Origin of the sequence: Chryseobacterium sp. ERMR1:04, from assembly GCF_001297705.1 — a bacterium.
Taxonomy (GTDB): Bacteria; Bacteroidota; Bacteroidia; order Flavobacteriales; family Weeksellaceae; genus Chryseobacterium.
On record NZ_LIRF01000006.1, the window covers coordinates 43,759 to 64,269 of the forward strand.

17 protein-coding genes and 1 tRNA gene are annotated in these 20,511 nt (G+C 34.0%); 10 read left to right on the forward strand and 8 right to left on the reverse strand.

Annotation, left to right across the window (positions count from 1 at the left end; genetic code table 11):
- Positions 1-10: 10 nt before the first annotated feature.
- Complete coding sequence (locus AMQ68_RS13435; RefSeq protein ID WP_054511158.1) at positions 11-1,342, forward strand: DUF2235 domain-containing protein; 1,332 nt, start codon at positions 11-13, stop codon at positions 1,340-1,342.
- Positions 1,343-1,538: 196 nt separating this feature from the next.
- Here AMQ68_RS13435 and AMQ68_RS13440 read toward each other — a convergent pair whose 3' ends face one another.
- Entirely contained in the window at positions 1,539-2,696 is a 1,158-nt protein-coding gene (locus tag AMQ68_RS13440; protein WP_054511159.1) for a histidine decarboxylase, read from the reverse strand.
- A 238-nt stretch (positions 2,697-2,934) separates the two neighbouring features.
- On the opposite strand from AMQ68_RS13440, the gene AMQ68_RS13445 reads away from it, so the two are divergent.
- From AMQ68_RS13445 to AMQ68_RS13465, 5 genes are all read left to right on the forward strand, one after another.
- Positions 2,935-4,857, forward strand: coding sequence for an ABC-F family ATP-binding cassette domain-containing protein (locus AMQ68_RS13445; RefSeq protein WP_054511160.1), 1,923 nt, complete (start codon positions 2,935-2,937; stop codon positions 4,855-4,857).
- Between the two features lie 255 nt (positions 4,858-5,112).
- Complete coding sequence (locus tag AMQ68_RS13450; protein ID WP_054511161.1) at positions 5,113-5,469, forward strand: hypothetical protein; 357 nt, start codon at positions 5,113-5,115, stop codon at positions 5,467-5,469.
- A 328-nt stretch (positions 5,470-5,797) separates the two neighbouring features.
- Complete coding sequence (locus tag AMQ68_RS13455; protein ID WP_054511162.1) at positions 5,798-8,182, forward strand: TonB-dependent receptor; 2,385 nt, start codon at positions 5,798-5,800, stop codon at positions 8,180-8,182.
- Positions 8,183-8,298: 116 nt separating this feature from the next.
- Positions 8,299-8,898, forward strand: a complete 600-nt coding sequence (locus AMQ68_RS13460; RefSeq protein ID WP_054511163.1) for a hypothetical protein — start codon at positions 8,299-8,301, stop codon at positions 8,896-8,898.
- Between the two features lie 149 nt (positions 8,899-9,047).
- Positions 9,048-10,382: a trigger factor gene (locus AMQ68_RS13465; RefSeq protein ID WP_054511164.1), complete on the forward strand. Its 1,335-nt coding sequence runs from the start codon at positions 9,048-9,050 to the stop codon at positions 10,380-10,382.
- Positions 10,383-10,549: 167 nt separating this feature from the next.
- Here AMQ68_RS13465 and AMQ68_RS13470 read toward each other — a convergent pair whose 3' ends face one another.
- Positions 10,550-11,557 (reverse strand): phosphotransferase, encoded by a 1,008-nt coding sequence (locus tag AMQ68_RS13470; protein ID WP_054511165.1) that lies wholly within the window; start codon positions 11,555-11,557, stop codon positions 10,550-10,552.
- Between the two features lie 513 nt (positions 11,558-12,070).
- Between AMQ68_RS13470 and AMQ68_RS13475 the strand changes: the two genes are divergently transcribed.
- Both AMQ68_RS13475 and AMQ68_RS13480 read left to right on the forward strand, forming a co-directional pair.
- Positions 12,071-13,603, forward strand: coding sequence for a M20/M25/M40 family metallo-hydrolase (locus tag AMQ68_RS13475; RefSeq protein WP_054511166.1), 1,533 nt, complete (start codon positions 12,071-12,073; stop codon positions 13,601-13,603).
- A gap of 361 nt (positions 13,604-13,964) precedes the next feature.
- The gene (locus AMQ68_RS13480; protein WP_054511167.1) at positions 13,965-14,657 is read left to right on the forward strand and encodes a hypothetical protein; all 693 of its coding nucleotides are present in this window, start codon (positions 13,965-13,967) and stop codon (positions 14,655-14,657) included.
- A gap of 124 nt (positions 14,658-14,781) precedes the next feature.
- Here AMQ68_RS13480 and AMQ68_RS13485 read toward each other — a convergent pair whose 3' ends face one another.
- From AMQ68_RS13485 to AMQ68_RS13495, 3 genes are all read right to left on the reverse strand, one after another.
- Positions 14,782-15,582: a DUF2490 domain-containing protein gene (locus tag AMQ68_RS13485; protein ID WP_054511168.1), complete on the reverse strand. Its 801-nt coding sequence runs from the start codon at positions 15,580-15,582 to the stop codon at positions 14,782-14,784.
- A 245-nt stretch (positions 15,583-15,827) separates the two neighbouring features.
- Positions 15,828-15,914: transfer RNA gene (locus AMQ68_RS13490), tRNA-Ser, on the reverse strand.
- A gap of 56 nt (positions 15,915-15,970) precedes the next feature.
- On the reverse strand, positions 15,971-16,987 hold the full coding sequence (locus AMQ68_RS13495; protein WP_054511169.1) for an asparaginase: 1,017 nt from the start codon (positions 16,985-16,987) through the stop codon (positions 15,971-15,973).
- Positions 16,988-17,068: 81 nt separating this feature from the next.
- On the opposite strand from AMQ68_RS13495, the gene AMQ68_RS13500 reads away from it, so the two are divergent.
- Together AMQ68_RS13500 and AMQ68_RS13505 are read left to right on the forward strand one after the other, a co-directional pair.
- Entirely contained in the window at positions 17,069-17,740 is a 672-nt protein-coding gene (locus AMQ68_RS13500) for an RNA methyltransferase (RefSeq protein WP_054511170.1), read from the forward strand.
- Positions 17,737-18,339, forward strand: coding sequence for a hypothetical protein (locus AMQ68_RS13505; protein ID WP_054511171.1), 603 nt, complete (start codon positions 17,737-17,739; stop codon positions 18,337-18,339). Before AMQ68_RS13500 ends, AMQ68_RS13505 begins: the two co-directional genes overlap by 4 nt.
- A gap of 4 nt (positions 18,340-18,343) precedes the next feature.
- Here the strand turns inward: AMQ68_RS13505 and AMQ68_RS13510 are convergent, their stop codons facing one another.
- Genes AMQ68_RS13510 through tsaD form a run of 3 tightly spaced genes read right to left on the reverse strand, consistent with a single transcriptional unit; the run spans position 18,344 to position 20,511 of the window.
- Entirely contained in the window at positions 18,344-19,042 is a 699-nt protein-coding gene (locus AMQ68_RS13510; RefSeq protein WP_054511172.1) for a 16S rRNA (uracil(1498)-N(3))-methyltransferase, read from the reverse strand.
- 45 nt (positions 19,043-19,087) lie between these two features.
- Entirely contained in the window at positions 19,088-19,498 is a 411-nt protein-coding gene (locus AMQ68_RS13515; protein WP_054511173.1) for a hypothetical protein, read from the reverse strand.
- Complete coding sequence (gene tsaD / locus AMQ68_RS13520; protein WP_054511174.1) at positions 19,495-20,511, reverse strand: tRNA (adenosine(37)-N6)-threonylcarbamoyltransferase complex transferase subunit TsaD; 1,017 nt, start codon at positions 20,509-20,511, stop codon at positions 19,495-19,497. The genes AMQ68_RS13515 and tsaD overlap by 4 nt, the downstream gene beginning before the upstream one ends.

Here is a 20,511-nt window from a genome sequence, read left to right on the forward strand (position 1 = left end):
AACAAACAGGATGGAAAATAATATAGTTTCTATCGGAATTTTTTTCGATGGAACCGGAAACAACGGAATTAATGCGTGTTCCCCTCAAAAACCAAAGGCTAAAAATAAAAGTTACCATAATAACATCACCAATGTCTATAAACTTTTTGGACTTTTCAATGGAGATAAAAAAATCTATATTGAAGGAGTGGGAACGGTAACAGGCGCTGAGGATAGTAATTTTGCAATGGTAACGTGTAGAAATCCGTATCGTTTTACGGGATATTCTTCAGATGATAAGTTAGCTAAAGCAAATGCTTTTGTTAACGAGATAATAGGAGATGATACTAAAGAATATCATTTCTATGTGTACGGATTTAGCAGAGGATCTATGTTAGCAAGAAATTTTTGCTACGAACTGCTAAAACCCAATTCGAAAATAACAGGAAATTGTAAAGTGAAATTTCTAGGTGTTTTTGATACCGTAGAATCTACACCTTTTAATGATTATAATGTAAGTCTTCTTCCGGGAATTGAAAGGGCCTTGCAGATATGTGCTGTTAATGAATGTAGATATTTTTTCCCTCTCACCGGTTTTTTTGAATATTCAAAAAGTAAGGAAGATACCAAGGCAGAGATCGGGAATGCCGTATGGAAAGAAATTTTTGTTCCGGGAGCACATGCTGATGTAGGCGGTGGATATCTTGAAGGGCCGCAATCGGTGTATGTTTCACATGATTTTGTGATCACAGATGAGGTGGATTCTTATATTTCTAATGTTAAAAATACGGCAACAGATGCTGAGGGAAATAAAATTTGGGAAGCACTGTTGGAAAATTATCATATAGACTCAGGAGATTTTTTTTCTCAGGCGTATGTGAAAAGAGATAGGGTGTACAATGATCTTCCAAAGGTATACGGAAAATTAATGTTGAACGAAACCAATGCCTTGCATCCTGTTTTTAGTACAGATTTTGATGAATCCAATTTTGATATTGATCCTAAGTTGCATTCATTTTTACTGTCATTTTCTGATGAACTTGAAAAATATGTAAAAGACCTTTCATTGCATCTAAAACCGGTGTATAACTATGAGAGATTTGTAGATTACACTCATTTTTCATCTAATTTCGGGTTGTATGAAAAAGCTTTATTGCTGAGAACAGAAGAGGAGATCTTTGTTGAAATGCTGAATGATGGTCTTAACGTTCCTGGTGGTGCAGTGGTAAAACATGCCGAAGCTTCAGAGTCAAAATTCCAGAAGGAAATTCACTTTTTAGAGCATGATGTTCTTACAGATTATGCCTATGAAGGGAATATTCCGAACAATGTTAATTGGAGCCGCTCTATATTAATTAAATAAATATTTTATAATAAATGTTAGTACTTTTTCAGTTTTAAATTTAGGTGTGAGCTGTCTGTGGTGGGCAGCTCTTTTTTTAGAAAGAATCATTATCCAATGATCAATATAAAGTTCCTGTTTATTTTTAGAGTAATGTAAAAGCTGTTCAGAAGAACAGCTTTTTTGTAGGGTTGATATGGTAGAATAATTAATAAAATCAGTTAGTTTGCGCTTCTCTATTTGAAAAATTCAAATTATTCTCTTTCTTAAGATCCAATACAAAAAGATCTATCATTTTTTTTGTAATACCAGGTCTCATAATGACATGACTTACACCGTCATGGGTTGCCAGTTGCCATTTATGTTGTAGTTTTTTACTAACATTAGGGATTACAATGGTTAAGGCATTAGGATTGCGCCAGGTTTTTACACCCGTATTTTTTAGTTTCCCCATCGTGTATGAGGCAAGATCCAGACAGTCATAAAGTCGTTGACGTAACCCATCTCTACCTATTGTTTTTATGGCATGCCAGAGGATCAAAGGAGTAAATGAATTACGGGATCCTGTGATAGAACCGTCTAAACTGTCAATAACATTAATATAATTGGAAACCTTCTCTTTATTGTGTTTAAGGACAATAACGACACCACATGGGATAGGGGAGCCTATGAATTTGTGCCCGCTTATAATAATAGAATCTGCACCTTCGCTAAAATCAAAATGAGGTTTCGGTGATAAGAACTGGGCGTAACTGCCACAAAAAGCTGCATCACAATGAATGTAGCGTTCATTTACTTTCAGCTTATTAAGAATAGCATGAATTTTTTTGATATCATCCTTTGCTTCTTTCACGGTGGTTCCTATATTGGCAACTACAATGGCTGGTAAACCGGGGCAAGAATTCAATTTATTCTCAAGATCTTCATAATCTATTTCGCCATTTTTTTGAGATCGTATTTTTTGAGATGGTAATCCTAAGATTTCTATGTTTTTTTCTATGCTGTAATGGGCGTCTTCAGAAAAATAAACAATTCCGGAAGGGTGGAGCCGTCTGGCTAAATAAAGTGCGTATAGATTGCCTTCTGTGCTTCCGTTGGTAATATAGCCCCAATAGTTATTTTCAGGAGCTTTTAATAATTGAGCAAAAAAATCTACCACTTCTCTTTCAAATGAATGGGTGTTAATATGATACGTACCTCCTAAGTAAAAAGAATCCCCAACATTATTCATGGGATGCTTCAAAAACTTATGTAACGTGGAATAATCAAAATCAGCAGTACAGGGATACCCTAAAAAATGAGTAGATCTTTCTTGTAAATGGGTCTCTAGCTGGTCTAGTTTAGCCAAATCTTCTGGCATTAAATTTTTGTTCATGGTGTTTCGTTTTAATTGTATTAAAGATACGGTGAAAATTACAGATAATGAATATAATATTCACTAAAAAGAGATTAAATGTAATTCATGTTCATTATGTTGATGTTAAATGATTGAAAATAATCTTTTATTTCAAATCAATCTAAAATGCTTTAAATCAATATTCTGCTATTCATTTCTTTTTCCGTATTTTTGCACCCGAAAAATATTCAGTATTAATTCTTAATTACATCATTACATGCTTTCGGTTCAAGGTCTAGGATTACATCATTCGGGAAACTATTTGTTTCAAAACGTTAATTTCACCATTAAAAAGGATGATAAAGTAGGTTTGGTAGGTAAAAATGGAGCGGGAAAATCCACTTTGTTGAAAATGCTTTCCAAAGAAATTACTTTTTTTGAAGGGGTTGTAGTTCCGGAAGGAAATATCACCATTGGTTTTTTGAAACAAGATCTTGATTTTGTGAAAGGAAGAACGGTTTGGGATGAAACCATGCAGGCTTTTGAGCAAATCAATGCTTGGAAGAATGAGTTGGAAGAAGTCAACCATCAGTTGGCAACCAGAACAGACTACGAAAGTGATGCTTACACAGACATCATCAATAAAATGACTGAGCTTAATGATCTTTTAATGCATCATGACGCTTATAATTTGGAAGGTGATATTGAGAAAGTATTGTTTGGTTTAGGTTTTAAAGCAGATGATTTTCAAAAAATAACGGATGAATTTTCCGGAGGTTGGAGAATGAGAATTGAATTGGCAAAATTGCTTCTTCAAAAGAATGATTTGATGCTTCTGGATGAACCTACCAACCACTTGGATATGGAATCTATCATCTGGTTAGAAAACTTTTTGAAAGATTATCCTGGTGCTATTGTATTGGTGAGTCACGATAAACAGTTTATGACGGCGGTTTGTAACAGAACTTTTGATGTGAATAACAGAAAAGTAGATGATTATAAAACCAACTATACCAAATATTTGGTGATGCGTGAGGAGCGTCGTGAAAAATTAATTCAGGCAAAGAAAAATCAGGATTCTGAAATCAAACAGATGGAAGATAATATTAATAAGTTCCGTGCAAGTGCTACCAAAGCATCTTTTGCGCAGTCGCTTATTAAGAGATTAGATAAAATTGAGCGTATTGAAGTTGATAATGAAGACGTTTCTAAATTCAACATTCGTTTTGTGCAGTCTGTGGTACCTGGGAAAGTCATTTTCGAAGCGGAGCATTTAGGAAAAGCATACGGAAAGAAACAAATTTTTGATGAGGTAGACTTTATTGTTCAGAGAGGAGACAGAATTGCTCTTTTAGGACAAAACGGACAGGGTAAAACGACATTAGCTAAAATTCTTGCTGGTGAAATTAAAGATTATTCAGGTTCTTGGAATCTTGGACACAATGTGAATATTGGATATTTTGCTCAAAATCAGGAGGAAGTTTTAACACCAAATAAAACCGTTTTAGAAGAAGCAGAAGATTCTGCAACTGAAGAAACAAGACCAAGGGTAAGAGATTTATTAGGATCTTTCTTATTTCAAGGGGAAGCGGTTAATAAAAAAACAAAAGTACTTTCCGGAGGAGAAAGAAACCGTCTGGCACTTTGTAAACTATTGCTTCGTCCGTTCAACACGTTGATTATGGATGAGCCTACCAATCACTTGGACATTCAGTCTAAAGAGATTATTAAATTGGCTTTACAGAGATTTGAAGGGACCTTGATCGTAATTTCTCACGATAGAGAATTCTTGGACGGATTGTGTGATAAGATCTATGAATTCCGTGATGGAAGAATGAAAGAATTCCTGGGAAGCGTTAGCGAATATCTTACGTACAGACAAAAAGAAACATTGAGAGAAATCTCTGCTGAAAAAGCTAAACTTCATACAGAAGACGTTAAAGTTGTGGTAAAAGAAGCACCAAAACCAAAAGTTGAGGAGAAATCTCAAATCGTAAGCAAAGAGCAAAAAAATCTTCAAAATAAATTAAAGAAAGTAGAAGAAAAAATTTCTGAGCTTGAAACCAAAGTAGAAGAAATGGAAGCTACCTTCACGAAAGAAAATCCGTCAGAAGAAACCTTAGCAAAATATAATGCAACGAAGGAAGAGCTGGAAGGAGCTTTACAGGAATGGGAATATTTAGGTTCTCAATTGAACTAATATCATATAAGATGCTTCGGCGCCGCTCAGCATGACACTGTTGAAACTTAATGTGATCATTTTTGTGATAATAAAAAATGAGAGTAGTAGCGATGTCATCCTGAGCGGAGCCAAAGGATCTAAAAACAAAATAACTCTAATTTTATGAGTGTCTTTTGTAACAAAATGATAAAGCGTACGACTTACTCTATAGTTTACAAAGGATTTAATAAAACTTTAATCTAAGTTTTAAATTATTATTTATACTTTTGAAAGATGATTTTTAAAGAAAGCAGAAATCTGAAGAGTCTTATCTCCAAGCTATTGTTTGGGATATACTTCATTGCGCTGTTTTCTCAAAGTTTTCACCATCATGAGTCTGTAGATCTTTTTAAGGCTTTTCATCTTAAAAAAACAGAAAATAATATTTCCAAAAACGAAGCAAAAGAAAAAGCCGGAGACTGTTTGGCTTGTCATTTCTTAGCGACCGGACATACATTGGTTCCGGAAGAGTTTAATTTTACTTTTGAGCATTATACGCATGAAGTAGAATTGATTCTTGCTGTTCAGGAAAAAATCTGGTCTCAGACTAAATTCAGTTTTCAACTTCGGGGACCTCCCACAATTTCATAGTTTTTTAGATTCTTTTTTGGCCTTAATGGGTTAAAGTTTATATTTAAAATTGATACTATTTTCCTTTTGAATTTATCTTAATCAGCCACGAAGTGGCGAAATAATAATAGCATCGGGTGAAACCCGATGAAAGAAAGATTAGTGATAATACAGCCCTGAAGGGGCGGGATCATTTAAAGTAAAATTTTAGAGATAAAATGGTATTAGTGTCTTCTTTTTTTAATGATGATCATTGCCAGTTTTACTTTAACGAAGATTAATCAGCCATAAATTTCACATTTTTTACGAAAATGTACCTTCATTGAGGTACAAAACCTATCTATTTACAATGAAATTGATATATAGTTTAATGCTGATCTTTTGTGGATTGGTATTTACAAACGCACAAAAAACCTATACTGTAGAAGGCGCTGTTCAGGACTTTCACGATAAAACCATGTTGGAAAATGCGGTGGTGAAAATCGGGGATTTTACAGCCAAAACAGATAAGAAAGGAAAGTTCTCTTTTGAGAAAATTCCTGCAGGAAAATATATACTCATTGCTAAACATCCTGATTGTAATGATTATACTGAAAATATAGCAGTTGCTCAGGATATGCATGTAGCAATTACCCTGGAACACCATGTTCAGGATATCGAAACGGTGACCATTCATGGAAACCACAAAAAAAACGGTTCTTTAATTATCAAAACTCTTGATAAAACAGATATCGAAAGAAATTCTACCGATAACTTGGGGAATTTATTATCTAAAATTTCGGGAGTCACGGCATTAAAAACCGGAAATAATATATCAAAACCCATTATTCATGGGCTTTACGGAAGTCGAATCTCTATTTTAAATAATGGAGTGAAGTTGGCCGAGCAAGAATGGGGAGTAGAGCACGCACCAAATGTTGATATTAATAATTTTCAACATATTGATGTCATCAAAGGAGCTTCTGCCTTAAAGTACGGAAGCGATGCCATCGGAGGAGTTGTGGTCTTAGAACCTGAGATTTTCCCTAAAAAAGATACCATCAAAGGTTCTGTAGGTCTTACAGGAATTTCCAACGGAAGAGGGCTGGGATTAGATGTAGATGTAGCCAAAGTCTGGAAAAACGGATGGGCTGTAAAAGCAGGAGGAAGCATCAAAAAACTGGGTGATCAGCATACGCCTGATTATAATCTGATGAATACGGGGATGGATTTTTCTTCGTTTAATTTTACGGTTCAGAATAATACCTATGAAAAAGGAATTTCATTTGATTATTATTTAACCAATCAGAATATTGGGATTTACAGAGGTTCACACGTTGGAAACAATGAAGATTTTTATAATGCAATAACTTCGAAGATTCCGGTGTATACAGGAAACTTCAGTTATGATATTAATAATCCGAGACAGCTAGTTGAGCATCATATTGCTAAAATTTCAGCGTTTAAAAGATTTGAAAATATTGGGAAATTGTCTGCAACCTACAGTTTTCAGTACAATCACAGACAGGAATATGATATCAGAAGGGGAGAATTGAATGAAGTTCCGTCTTTAGATCTTGAATTGATGACGCATCAGCTTAACCTTAATGATTTAATAGAAAGAGGAAAATGGTCGTTGGAAACAGGAATTGATGCGAGTTTTCAAAACAATTACTCGGATCCTGCGACGAAAGCAAGACGTCTGATTCCTAACTATGATAAATATTCTGCAGGCGCTTATTCTATTTTTAAATATAAAATTTCAAACAGTCTGAATGTTGAAGCAGGAGCGCGATATGATTTTACCCGTTATGACGTCACCAAATGGTATGATACAAGTGATTGGGATAAATTATATGCAGATGCTTATCCTCAGTTTTATGTGAAAACAAATCAAAACAGAGTGTTGACGCGTCCGCAGCTTAATTATAACAATGTTTCTTTCAATGCAGGATTGGAATATCGTCCGAATTCGAATTTTGATTTGAAATTCAACTATTCAAAAGTAGGCAGAACTCCGAATATTGCGGAACTGTTCTCAGACGGTTTACACCATTCTGCAGCTGTGATCGAAATTGGAGATATGAGCTTGAAAAATGAGCAGGGACATCAGTTTAATCTAACGGCGGATGCTAAATTCAATGTGCTGAGAGGATTGAATATTTCTGTGAACCCTTATTTTTTCATCACTAAAAATTTCATTAATGAAATTCCGACAGGCGTACAAAATACAATCAGAGGGGTATTTCCGGTTTGGTCTTACCAGCAGATTGATGCTAAAATGTATGGGGTAGATTTGGATATCAACTTTAAGCTTACAGACAACCTCACCTATGTAGGAAGAGGAAGTTATGTATACGGAAAAGATGATACCCATAACGAACCATTGATTTTAATGATGCCACCTAACTTTTCAAATGCGTTGCAATTCAACAAAAAAGAATGGAATAATTTCTATTTTACCGTTGAGAGTCAAGTTTTTGTAAAGCAAAACAGATTCCCGATTCATAATGGAATTATTCCTGTTTATGAAAACGGAGATGAAGTACAAAAGACTGTAGATTTCAGTACTCCGCCAAACGGATATTCACTTTGGAATATTCAGACAGGCGTGAATATCAGTAAAAATCTTTCTGCGGGGCTTATCGTGAATAACCTTTTCGATGTTTCATACAGAGATTATCTTAACAGAATGAGATTTTTTGCAGATGAGGCAGGAAGAAACTTTATCCTGAATGTTAGATACCGTTTCTAATATTCAAAAACCGATTATCAATTTTTAATGAGATATAAAAAATTATCATTATTAAAAGCAGATAGTCAAATCAACAATTATCAATCAAAATTTTACAATTTTAAAATTCTTAAAAAATGAACAATCTATTCAATACTAAAAATATCATCAAATTATTAGCTGTTTTATTCATTACAATTACTGTAGTTTCTTGTCAGAGAGACGGTTCAGCACAGGAAGATGACCTTCCTCAAGAAGATCTTACCAATATTATTCTAAATGTGAAGGATATTACACCGGGGAGTACAGGAGCAACAACATCATATAACTATAGTATGGGAGCTGGAGGTGCTCAGTCTATTAAGTTACAGGACGGGAAAACATATGAGGTAACTGCACAGTTTAAAAACGGAAATGAAGATGCTACAGGAGAAATTGAATCTGCAAAAAATGAACATTTCTTAGTATTTAATTTTCCTAATTCAGATATTACTTTAACCCGTACAGATGGTCCTAATTCTACAAGAGGAGACGGAAAGCGTGTAGGGTTAAAAACAGAATGGGTAGTGAACAAAGCTGTAAAAAATCCAGCAGCAACAAGCCAATTGATTTTTACTTTGTTTCATGAGCCTGCAACCGTTTCAGAAGCTTCTACTGTGAGTGGAAATGGAATTATTTATGGAACTCAGACAGGAGGTGAAACAGACGCTCAGGCGAACTATAACATTATAAACTAAAAGTATTTAGTATTCTTAATCTTGTTAAACAAACCACTGAAAATTTCAGTGGTTTGTTGTTTATATATATTTGATGGCGAAGAATTTGTGTTTAATAGGATATTTTGATAAAAAATTCATATTTTTGCAACCTAAAATTTTAATCAATAATGAAGGTTACCGCACAAAACCATGATGATGTAAGTTCATTGCTTACAGTGACATTGGAAAAATCTGACTACAAAGAAAAAGTAGAGAAGCAGTTGATTAATTATGCTAAAAATGCGCAAGTTCCTGGATTCAGAAAGGGGAAAGTGCCTTTGAGTATGGTTAAAAAACAATATGAAGCAGGTATTGCATTCGAAGAAATCAACAAACAAGTTTCTGATGCTTTAAACGGCTATGTTAATGATAACAAATTAAGATTAGTTGGACAGCCTGTACCTCAGCCCGTAAACCAATTGGATTACAATGCTGATAAAATAGAAGTTGCTTTTGAAGTAGGGTACGAGCCTGAATTCTCAATAGATCTAGCTAAATATGAAGCGCCTCACTACAAAGTAGAAGCTTCTGAAAAAGAAATTAACAAGAGCATTGAAAACATGCAGAAGCGTTTCGCTGAGCAGGTTCCTCAAGATAAAATCACTAAAGATTCTTACATCGCTTTAGAAATTTCTCAGGTTGTGGAAGAAGATGCTGAAGGTGAGCACCACCACCAGCCAAAGAACGCTGCTATTACTGCTGAAAACAAAGAAGCTTTCAAATTGGTAAAAGCGTTGAAAATGGACGGTTCTGTAAAAGTTTCTAAAGAAACTCTTGCAGCGAGTGAAGAATTAGCTAAAGAATTAGGATTCAGCAAAGAAGAAGTTGAGCACTTACACCACAACGAAGTTGAGGTTAAAGTAAAAGATTTCTATTCTTTAAACTTAGCTGAACTTAACCAAGAACTTTTTGATAAAGTTTATGGTGAAGGAACAATCACTTCTGAAGAAGAGCTTAAAGAAAAAGTGAAGTCTGAATTAGACGAATATTTCCAACAAAATGCTGACGTACACTTTGTAAACAAAGTATTAGAGCAAGTAACAGAGAAAGAAGAAGTGAAACTTCCTGAAGCTTTCTTGGTTAAATGGTTGTTATTCTCTAACCAAAACGTTCAGACTGAAGAGCAGGCTAAAGAAATTCTTGAATCTGAGAAAAAACAATTAAGCTACCAAATCATCGAAGGTAAATTAATGTCTGAGAACGAAATTCAATTGGATTATGCTGATGTTTTAGCGCAAGCTGAGCAATTAGTAAGAAACCAATTGGCGATCTACGGAATTCACCACCTAGGAGATGAGGAGATCCAAAAATATGCTGTTGAAATGTTGAAAGACCAAGAGCAAGTAAGACAAATCTCTTCTGAAGTTGCAATGACTAAATTGAAAGATGTAATTCTTGAAAAAGCATCTAAAAAAGAAACTGCAATCTCTCACGACGAGTTTTTGGAAGAACTTAAAAAATAATTTATAGGATTATAAATATTTCAAACCCACCGCAATTGCGGTGGGTTTTTTGGTGTAAATTTCAAACGGGATACCAGCGAGACGCTCGAACCCAATGTTATTAAGTTAATCAAGCTATCTTAAGATTGATTAGGTGCCTTTTTTAGCGGCTCTCCATCATTAAAAATTTATTTTTGAAAGAAAATATCAATATGTTTTTCATTTTTGGTCACTAACATTTCTTTCGCATAATTTATAATATCATTTTTTCTGTTTTCATTAATATAGAAAGTCCATGAATCCCTACTTGGGCCTAAAAATCTATAAATAATCTGTACTGCTAGATGCATTTTCATTTCTTCAAGATAATTTATTATTTCAAAATCGGGATTATATTCCATGTAAGTTTTTAAAAAAGCTTCTACACTTTTAAACAAAAGTTCTGAATTCTCAAAATTCAAGCATGAAATATAAACTTCACACAAAAAATAGGTTATATCATATATTGGGTTGCCTACATGAGATTGTTCAAAATCAATAATACCAACCTCTTGCGTAATTGAATTAACTACGATATTTCTAGAGTTTAAATCACCATGTAAGACTGTAAAATATTGACTTTTATATGTACTTAATAAATGATAAATTAAATTCGAACATTTTTCTTCTAATTGTTCTGCCATATTTTGGTATTGTAATTTGAGCTTAAAATCTCTAAACTCTTGATTTCTATATATTGGATCATTACAAATCTCTGAATTACCAGAAAATCCAGCATGAAGTCTTGCGATAGTTTTGGAAATTAATTCAATATGTTCGATTTTAAAACTATTTTGACTAATTAAATCAATCATTGTGATAGGATGATGAACCCCTTCGATTATAAGAATATTTTCGTCAACATCTATAAATAAATCTGGAACTGTTTTAATATCCTTATTTAAATGATAACATTCTTTTTGAACAAAATAGGCTAATTGGGATCTAATTTCTGGACTAATTTTTGGTGGACTGAATATCTTAGAAGTACTTTGCTCTAAATATTTTTTCAAATACCAAGATTTATATTCATCTTCTACCTTAAGTACATCATTAAAAAGTCCACCCTTTTGTTCTGAAATTTTCACATTATTACTTATTTTATCGGTCTTGATAAACTTATTTAATAAGGCAATAGCATCAACATTATTGATCATGTTTTTAAATTTTAATAATTAATTCTTTGTTTTAATTATGTATATGTTGTTTTTTGAGCTTATTAAGTGCAAAAAAAATACGGAGACGTTCTGTTTACTTAATAAAACAAATAGATAAAGATAGAAAAAGTAAATTAAACAAATTATATTACAATATACAGATGATGGAAAAATAATTTTTGAGTGTCAATTGTTGGAAATGATCCCTCCTCAATAAGAAGTATTCAATTATTTTAAAGAAGTTAAAAGTTATTTAAATTTCGAGAATGCATATGTTACAATTGAAGAACCGTCTCCCAATAAATTCATTGGAATTTATTAGTTTTTGTAATGAAAGATATATTCCTAATACTGAGTAATCCTTGCTGATAGGCAAAGTCTCCCGACTTTGAGCCCACAATAACAAAAAACCACTGCAACCGCAGTGGTTTTCTCATTCACAAACAAACCAGCAATCCAAAATATCTTTCTTATATTTGTGATAGCCCTCAACCAACAGAAAACCAAATCATCATGAAAAAAATCCTCTTAATCATTCTGGGAATTCTTATTGTTTTAATCATTGTTTTACTCGTTAAGACTTTTATGTATCCTTTTAAAAAGACCAATGCAACAGCGACGGAAGGATGGAAGGTGACCCGAAATGATTCTGCGATTCAACGGTTTTCAAACGGAATAAAGATCGCTACGATTTCTACCGGCGAATTGGGAGATTTTAATTATTCCACTTTTGATACCTTTAAAGAATATTTAAAAAAATCATATCCAGAACTGTATCAGAATACCGAAAACTATGAGGTTAATAAGTATGGATTGGTTTTTAAGTTAAAAGGGAGTCAGCCCAATCTCGAACCTATTTTATTCCTTTCTCACATGGATGTGGTTCCTCCGGGAGATGCTGATATTAAGAATAGTGAAGAGAATATTTTCAGACCCAATGATAAAGCGTTACCTCGAATTACAAAAGTAGCGGAAGATTGGGATTATGCCCCTTTTTCAGGAGCGGTTGCCAACGGAAGAATTTATGGAAGAGGAGCAATTGACATGAAAGGAATGCTGTTTTCTTTACTGGAATCTATGACGAGCTTAATTAAGAGTGGGTATGTCCCGCAACGGGATATGTATTTGGCATTTGGCTTTGATGAAGAAGTGGGCGGACAAAAAGGGGCGGTACAGATTGCCGATCATTTCAAAAAGTTAGGATTAAAATTCGATGCCGTATATGATGAAGGTGGGTTGATATTAGAAAAAGGAAGTGTCAAAGGAATTGATTCAGATGTTGCCGTGATCGGATGTGCTGAAAAAGGATTTTTATCAGCAAAAATCAAAGTAAAAGGATTGGGTGGACATTCTTCTATGCCGCCTATGGAAAGTGCGATTGGAAAAGCAGCAATCATTATGCAGCGGTTAGAAAAAAGCCAGATGAAACCGGAAATTACACCACTTATTAAGGAATTCTTTGATACGATTGGTGGAGTGATGCCTTTTACGAGCAGATTGGCGATTTCCAATCAGTGGCTTCTAAAGTCTTTATTGCTTTCACAGTTGGAAAAAAACAATTCAACGAATGCCCTAATTCGTACAACCACAGCGTTAACCATGATGAAGGGAAGTGATGCCCCCAACGTACTTTCTCCTGAGGTAGAATTTGTTGTGAATTTTAGAATCCTTCCTGGGAATACGATTAAAGAGGTGAAACAACATATTGCAGAGGCTACAAAAGGATTTGATGTGGAAGTAGAAGAGATTGATAATACAAGAGAAGCTTCGGCGGTGTCGCCTACCAATACAAAAGCATTCCAATTGATTCAGGCGGGGATTAAAGAGGTCTATCCCGATGCTATAGCCGCTCCATATCTTACGATGGCCGCTACGGATGCTTATAAATACCAGATCGTGAGTAAAAACATCTACCGATTTATGCCCATTAAGATCAACAGCTCAGAACAGCAGAGTATCCACAGTACCAATGAATATCTTAGCATAGAAAACTATATGAAAATGATTCGCTATTTTGAATTTATCATGAAAAACTATGATAAATAGTGGTAATAGGCCAAAAGACGACCTAGGAGGCTGAGGCGTAAAGAAAATGAAAAATTAATTCGTTAAAAAATTCCCACTGTTTAAACTAATTAAAAATGTAACCACAATAAGGTACAAAAGCTATTATTGAACGATTTAAAGCTTAGTTATTTTGAAAATATAAGCTTACAAAAGAATAAAAATCAAAGATTTTTTTAAACTTATGTGTTCTTGTTTACAGTTCAAAATTAACTTAAATAAATACTGTGCAATTCTTTCGACTCTTTTGTGGTTAAAAATAAAATCTTTTAATTTAAAAAAATAACACGTCAAGTTTTGTCGCATTAGCGCTATAGCTTTGTCATATCAAAATTACAGAGTTATGGAAGTGCCGTTTTATTTAAGTTTTAATGAATTTGAGAATCGCTATTACGATAATCTTGAAAAGTGGTTTGAAGAATTTCGCAATACAAGCGAAATCGACTATCTGAAAAGTCTTTCAGAACTGTACAGTCCTTATCTGTATTATAATTTTGCGAATGACAGACTACAGACTGATGCATCTATTCATATTAAAAACTGCTTTTTTCCCTATTACGAAAAAATGGGACTTTCATTCTGCACGAGCTGTGGAAACGGAAAGCAAAAACAAACAGGGATGAATCATGTATTTGAATGGAAAACAATTACCATGATGGAATATGCTCAACATATTTTAGATAAGATCAACAGATATTTTTTGAAGAATAATATTTCTCCCAAAACTCAAAATGTACTGGATTATATCAATAACCAAAAGATCATCACTTCTAAAGATGGGGCCGGTTATTGTGTGAATTACAGCCAACATCAATCTACCATTTCCTTCCTAAAGGCCTATTTACCGTGTTACGGACAGACAGTGGATATCGCGGTGTACAGAGATTTTATGTTCTCGATGGTGCAGATTGCGGAGTGTATTGATCAGAAATTGAAAGCGGTACAGGCTTTTGAAAATACCATTCATTTTAAAGCAAAATCAGAAGCAAAATTTAAAGTCCAAATGAGTCATCAGTTTTTGATGATTTGTAATTAACAATTGAAACCAAAACAATCATATATATAGCTAAATTGTAGTTTGAAAATAGTTAGTATTCTTTTCAAACGAAAAACCAGATCAATTTGATCTGGTTTTTTTATTGATGATTAAAAAGGAGTAATTATTTCTTTTTATAAGGCAAATTCCAGATCACATCAGCAGCCAGATAATGAACACCACCTTTGGTGATGCTGTGACTGTTTCTAATCAGATCATCCACATAACCAATATCCACAGTGAAAGGAGAATTAGGAATTTCAAACATATAGTAAAGCCCAAGACGCATCTCTTTATATCCGAATTTTGTCCATTGAGGCTCAGGATCATTAAGATAACTGATGGCAAATAAAGCTTCGGTACTTAACGCCAATTTCTGATTGTTTTTTGATGAAATTTTATAGGTAAGCTGACTTTTTATACGGGTTCTTAACTGAAAATTTTCTTCAACAGCATGAAAATTGGGATCAAAGAATTTTCTGAATTCCTGTCGAATCGTATTTTTTAGCGTCCAGTTTTTTCCAAGATCGAAAGTATAAGCATATCTTCCATACAATCTTAGCTCTTGCTCCAAGCCTTCTTTTTCATAAGGTGCCGAACTTTCATACACCGGTTGCCGACGGTAGCTGATGGCATAACTGTATTGCTGATGTTTGGCAAAAGAATGGTAAACCTCATGATTAAGGACAAATATGGCTTGTTTGGAAAATAGGTTGTCATTATCCGGACTGCTTTTCCTACCAATGGCGATATAGCTTAAAGATTGTTTCTTTCCTAAAGAATCAAGTTGTCGCTTTACTCCGAACGCGGACCAAAATGCCGTGTTGGCTTCGCCTAAACCTGGTGGACTAATCTGTGCTTTTAATGTACTTCCGATACAACCCAATAAGAACAGTCCAATACCTATTTTTTCTATCCTAATCATCCTATAAAACGTCTCCAATAGCATTTTTAGTATATAACAAAACCTTAGGTAAAGCTGCTTGGAATGTGAGATATAGGGGTTATAATTTGTCATGATGAAATTTATGTTCTTTATTCTTTAAACGATAGTATAAATGTTTTCAATACTATTTAAAAACAGGACAAATTAAAGAAGAGATTTAGGAATATTTTAGGAATAAAAAAAGCCTGCTGAGAAATCAGCAGGCTATAATAAATGCACATTTGCAGAGAGGAAGGGATTCGAACCCTCGATACAGTTACCCGCATACTACCTTTCCAGGGTAGCTCCTTCAACCACTCGGACACCTCTCTATTTGAGATTGCAAAAATAGACTAATTTATTGAATTAACAAATTCTTAATACAATTTTACGCAGTAATTTCTCCACAAAGACTTTTAGCAAAGTTATCTGCGAAACTCCCTGTGTAACTAGGGTTGTCGATTAAATGCATTGCTTTTGTGATCGCACTTTCGGCGGTAATATCTTTTCCGCTGATGGCTCCGATCTTTGAGAAAATGTTACTGTTTTCATATTTTCCAAATGATATTCCTCCTGATATACACTGACTTACCACTACGATCTCTGTTCCGTTATTTCTGATCCCTTGCAGTATTTCCTGCGTGTTTTCACTGCTGAAAATGGTTCCTGATCCGAAAACCTGAAGAATTAAAACCTTCATTTTTGAGATCTCTTTAAAGTGGTTGAGCTTCATTCCTGGGAAAATTCTCCAAAATAAAATATCTTCGGAAATATGTTCATCAACATGAAATTCTATATTGGGATCACAGCGGTAAAGACTGTCTTTCATGATATTTAAGTGTACCCCTGATTGCCCAAGAATAGGGTAGTTGGGACTAGAATACGCATCAAAATACTCTGCTGAATATTTTAAGGTTCTGTTTCCTCTTAATAATTTATATTCAAAATAAATGGCAACTTCCTGAATAACAGCTTCTTCATTTTCGTATAAACTGGCGTAATACAAACTCGTCAGAAGATTTTCTTTGGCATCTGTTCTTAGATCTCCGATAGGCAATTGAGATCCGGTTAAGATCACCGGTTTTTTTAGTCCTTTTAACATGAAACTTAATGCAGAAGCGGTATAAGACATGGTATCTGTTCCGTGAAGGATTAAAAATCCGTCATAGTCTTCGTAGCTCTTAAGAATATAATTGGCGATAATTTTCCATTCCTCGGGTCCCATATCCGAAGAGTCAAGCGGTTTTGCGAAAGGATGAACAAAGACTTCACATTCCATAAGTTTCATTTCGGGCATTTTCTCAAAAATATTTCCAAAATCAAAGGCGCGAAGGCTTCCGGTTTCATAATCTTTCTCCATACCAATGGTTCCACCGGTATATATAAGCAGGACTTTTCGTTTCATGTAGTACTTTTTAATAAGAATGTAAGCCTTGTTCAGGTTCGTAGTTCAAAATTACGTTAATTTGCAAAGATTTGAAAATGAATGGAAGATTTAGCGAAAACTTTTGAGTATTTACAACAATTTTTAACGGACGAAAGATTGAGAAAGATCAATCATTTTGCTCCTGAAAGTTCTGATTTTGTACTTCCTGTGATGGATGATGTGTATCAGTTTAGAAACGCGGCGGCGATTATAAGATCGGTGGAAGCTTGTGGTTTTCACAAAGTAGTGGCAATGGAGGAAGAGAATGTATTTGATCCTAATCTTACCGTAACAAAAGGTGCCGAGACGTGGGTTGAGGTTGAAAAGATGCCAAAAAATATTGATTCTTTACAAAAAATTAAAGATCGAGGGTATAAAATTCTGGCAGTATCACTGGAGAAAAATGCAGTAATGCTTCCTGATTACCAAATTACAGAGCCCATTGCTTTGGTTTTCGGAACTGAAATGGCAGGTGTTTCAGAAGAAGTAATTGATTTTGCAGATGAGACGTTGGCTATTCCGATGTTTGGCTTTACGAGAAGTTTTAATGTTTCGGTGGCGGCAGGAATCTGTATGTATGAATTAAAACAAAAACTGATGAATTCGAACATCGATTATAAATTAAACGATGAGAAATTATTGAAAATGAAAATCCGTTGGGCAGTAAATTCAATGCAAAGCGGACAGCAGATTTTTGATAAATATTTAAAGGATAATAATATCGAGATATGAAATATGTAGTGTTTTTCGTTATTCTTATATTGACAGGTTGCAATAAAAAACCTGAAAATCTTTCTAAGGCAAAAATTGCTGTAGACACAATTTCGCATATCATTAACGAAGAACCAAAAGATACGACAACTGTTCCTTTTTCAAAAACGTTAATGGGAAATGGATATTCCTATGTTCTCATGGGTAGACAGGAAATGAATGGAGTTATTAATTTTAAATCACTTAATATTTTCGAAAAGAAAAAACTTCATCAAAAAATTATTATTGACACAGTTTCTGTTTTGAGCGAAGCTGAAGCCTATTTTGATGTAAACAAAGATGTAAATTTTGACGGATATAATGATCTTGAAGTTATTAATCAGGTCGGAAATTATTGGTCTTCATCAAGTTTCTGGTTGTATAATAAAAAAACTAAAAGATATGATTATTACAAACCAATGGATACAATCGTTAATCCCTTAGTTGATAAGAAAAATAAAGCAATTACTTCAAACTATCATATTGGTCCGACAGATTATTATTATAAAGTCTATGAATGGAAAAATAATAAACTTATAATGACTCACTTTCAAGCGGATGAAAATAATGGAAATGAGTAGTTAATCAATTATTTATTAACGAATAATTCCAAGCTGCAACAAAAACACCCGCAGTTTCAGTTCTTAATCTCTGATTTCCGAGAGAAACCGCTTTAATTCCTTTTTCGGCCAAAAGGTGAATTTCTTTATCAGAAAAATCTCCCTCAGGACCAATTAAAAAGGTGATGTTTTCTAAATGGGGAATCTTTTTCAATTCCATTCTTTCTAAATTTTCATTACAATGGGCAACGAAAGTAGTAGAAGGATTGATGTTTTTTAGAAAATCAGGAAGTTTAATAAGATCATTAACAAGAGGGAAATGAAACCTTAAACTCTGCTTTGAAGCAGCAATAGCCTGTTTCCTTAGTTTATCAATACTGATATTTTTACGTTCTGTTTTTTCAGTTTGTAAAATAGTGATCTCCGAAATACCCATTTCTACTGCTTTTTCCACAAAAAACTCAATTCGGTCAATGTTTTTGGTGGGAGCAATCGCAATATGAAGTTTCGGATTAAAATCTGGAGTGTTTGTTTGAATTTCAGAAACCTCGATGTTGGCTTTTTTGCCTTCAATTAATAATTTTCCGGAAGCAACATTTCCTTTTCCGTCTGTTACGTGAATTTCTTCACCCTCTTTCATACGAAGAACTTTTACGATGTGCTGTTGTTCTTCGTCATTAATTATTGCTTTTCCGTTATCGATTTCGCCAAAAAAAAGTTTCATATATTAATATTTAAAATCGTCCTGAATTTTATTTGTAGGTGAGTATTAAAAGGTAATTTCATTATCACTCATAAATGCCACACCGGTTTTTATCGTGGTATAAATATCACCTTCACAATCTCTATATGAACAAGAGTAAACTTCTTCAATCCACTTATTATTCATAAAAATTAAATTCAAATATTCATTTTTTCTTAAATTATTTTTGATAGATAAATAATCTCCTTCTTTAGGTTCGTAAGTAAAACTAAATACATTTTCTGAATTGATTTTCACTACGATCTCTTCCTTTATATTTTGAATAAATCCAATTTCGGAACTCATCATTAAATAATCTTCGTCTTCGTCTTTTCCTGTTACTTCATTTTTTCCTATAACAGTTTCTAAAACCCAGTAATATTTTGAGCTTTTTTTAGATTGCGTTCCAAGTACTTTTTCTTCTAACAATATTTTCATAAATCGTATTTTGCGGTTGCGGAAGTTCTCAGATCCGTAAATTCACCTCGCTCAAATTTTAATTGAGCAACCATAGCGATCATTGCCGCATTATCGGTTGTATATTCAAATTTTGGAATGTAAATATTCCAGCCTAATTTTTCGTTATTGTCCTGCATGGCTTTTCTCAGCGCAGAATTGGCAGAAACACCACCAGCAATGGCAACTTCTTTTATCTCTAATTCCTTAGCTGCTTTTTCAAGCTTAGTCATTAAAATTTCAATAATTGTTCTTTGAACAGAAGCACAAAGATCATTTAAATTCTCTTTAATGAAATCTGGGTTCTTTTTAACTTCTTTTTGGATATAATATAAAACAGAAGTCTTTATTCCGCTGAAAGAATAGTCGTAATTATCTAATTTTGGTTTATTAAATTTATACGCATCAGGGTTTCCTTCTTTTGCTAACCGATCAATGATTGGGCCTGCCGGATAATCCAGATCGAAGATTTTTCCAATCTTGTCAAACGCTTCTCCTGCGGCATCATCAATGGTTTTACCAATGATTTCCATGTCGAAATAATCCTTTACCAGTACAATCATGGTATGTCCACCGCTTACGGTAAGGCACAGAAACGGAAACTTTGGCGGCATAGGATTTGCATCCTCGATGAAATGCGCTAAAATATGGGCCTGGAGATGGTTTACTTCAATCAAAGGAACGTCTAAACTCATTGCTAAAGACTTAGCAAATGAAGTTCCTACAAGAAGAGATCCCAAAAGTCCGGGTCCACGAGTAAATCCTATAGCAGAGATAGCATTTTGTTGTATATTTGCTTTAGTTAAAGATTTTTCAACTACGGGTATTATATTTTGCTGATGTGCGCGTGAAGCTAATTCAGGGACTACACCACCATATTCTTTATGGATTTCCTGAGTAGCAGCGATGTTAGACAGAATAGAATTTCCCTTGATGATAGCTGCTGATGTGTCGTCGCAAGACGATTCAATACCTAAAATTATAGAGTCGCTCAT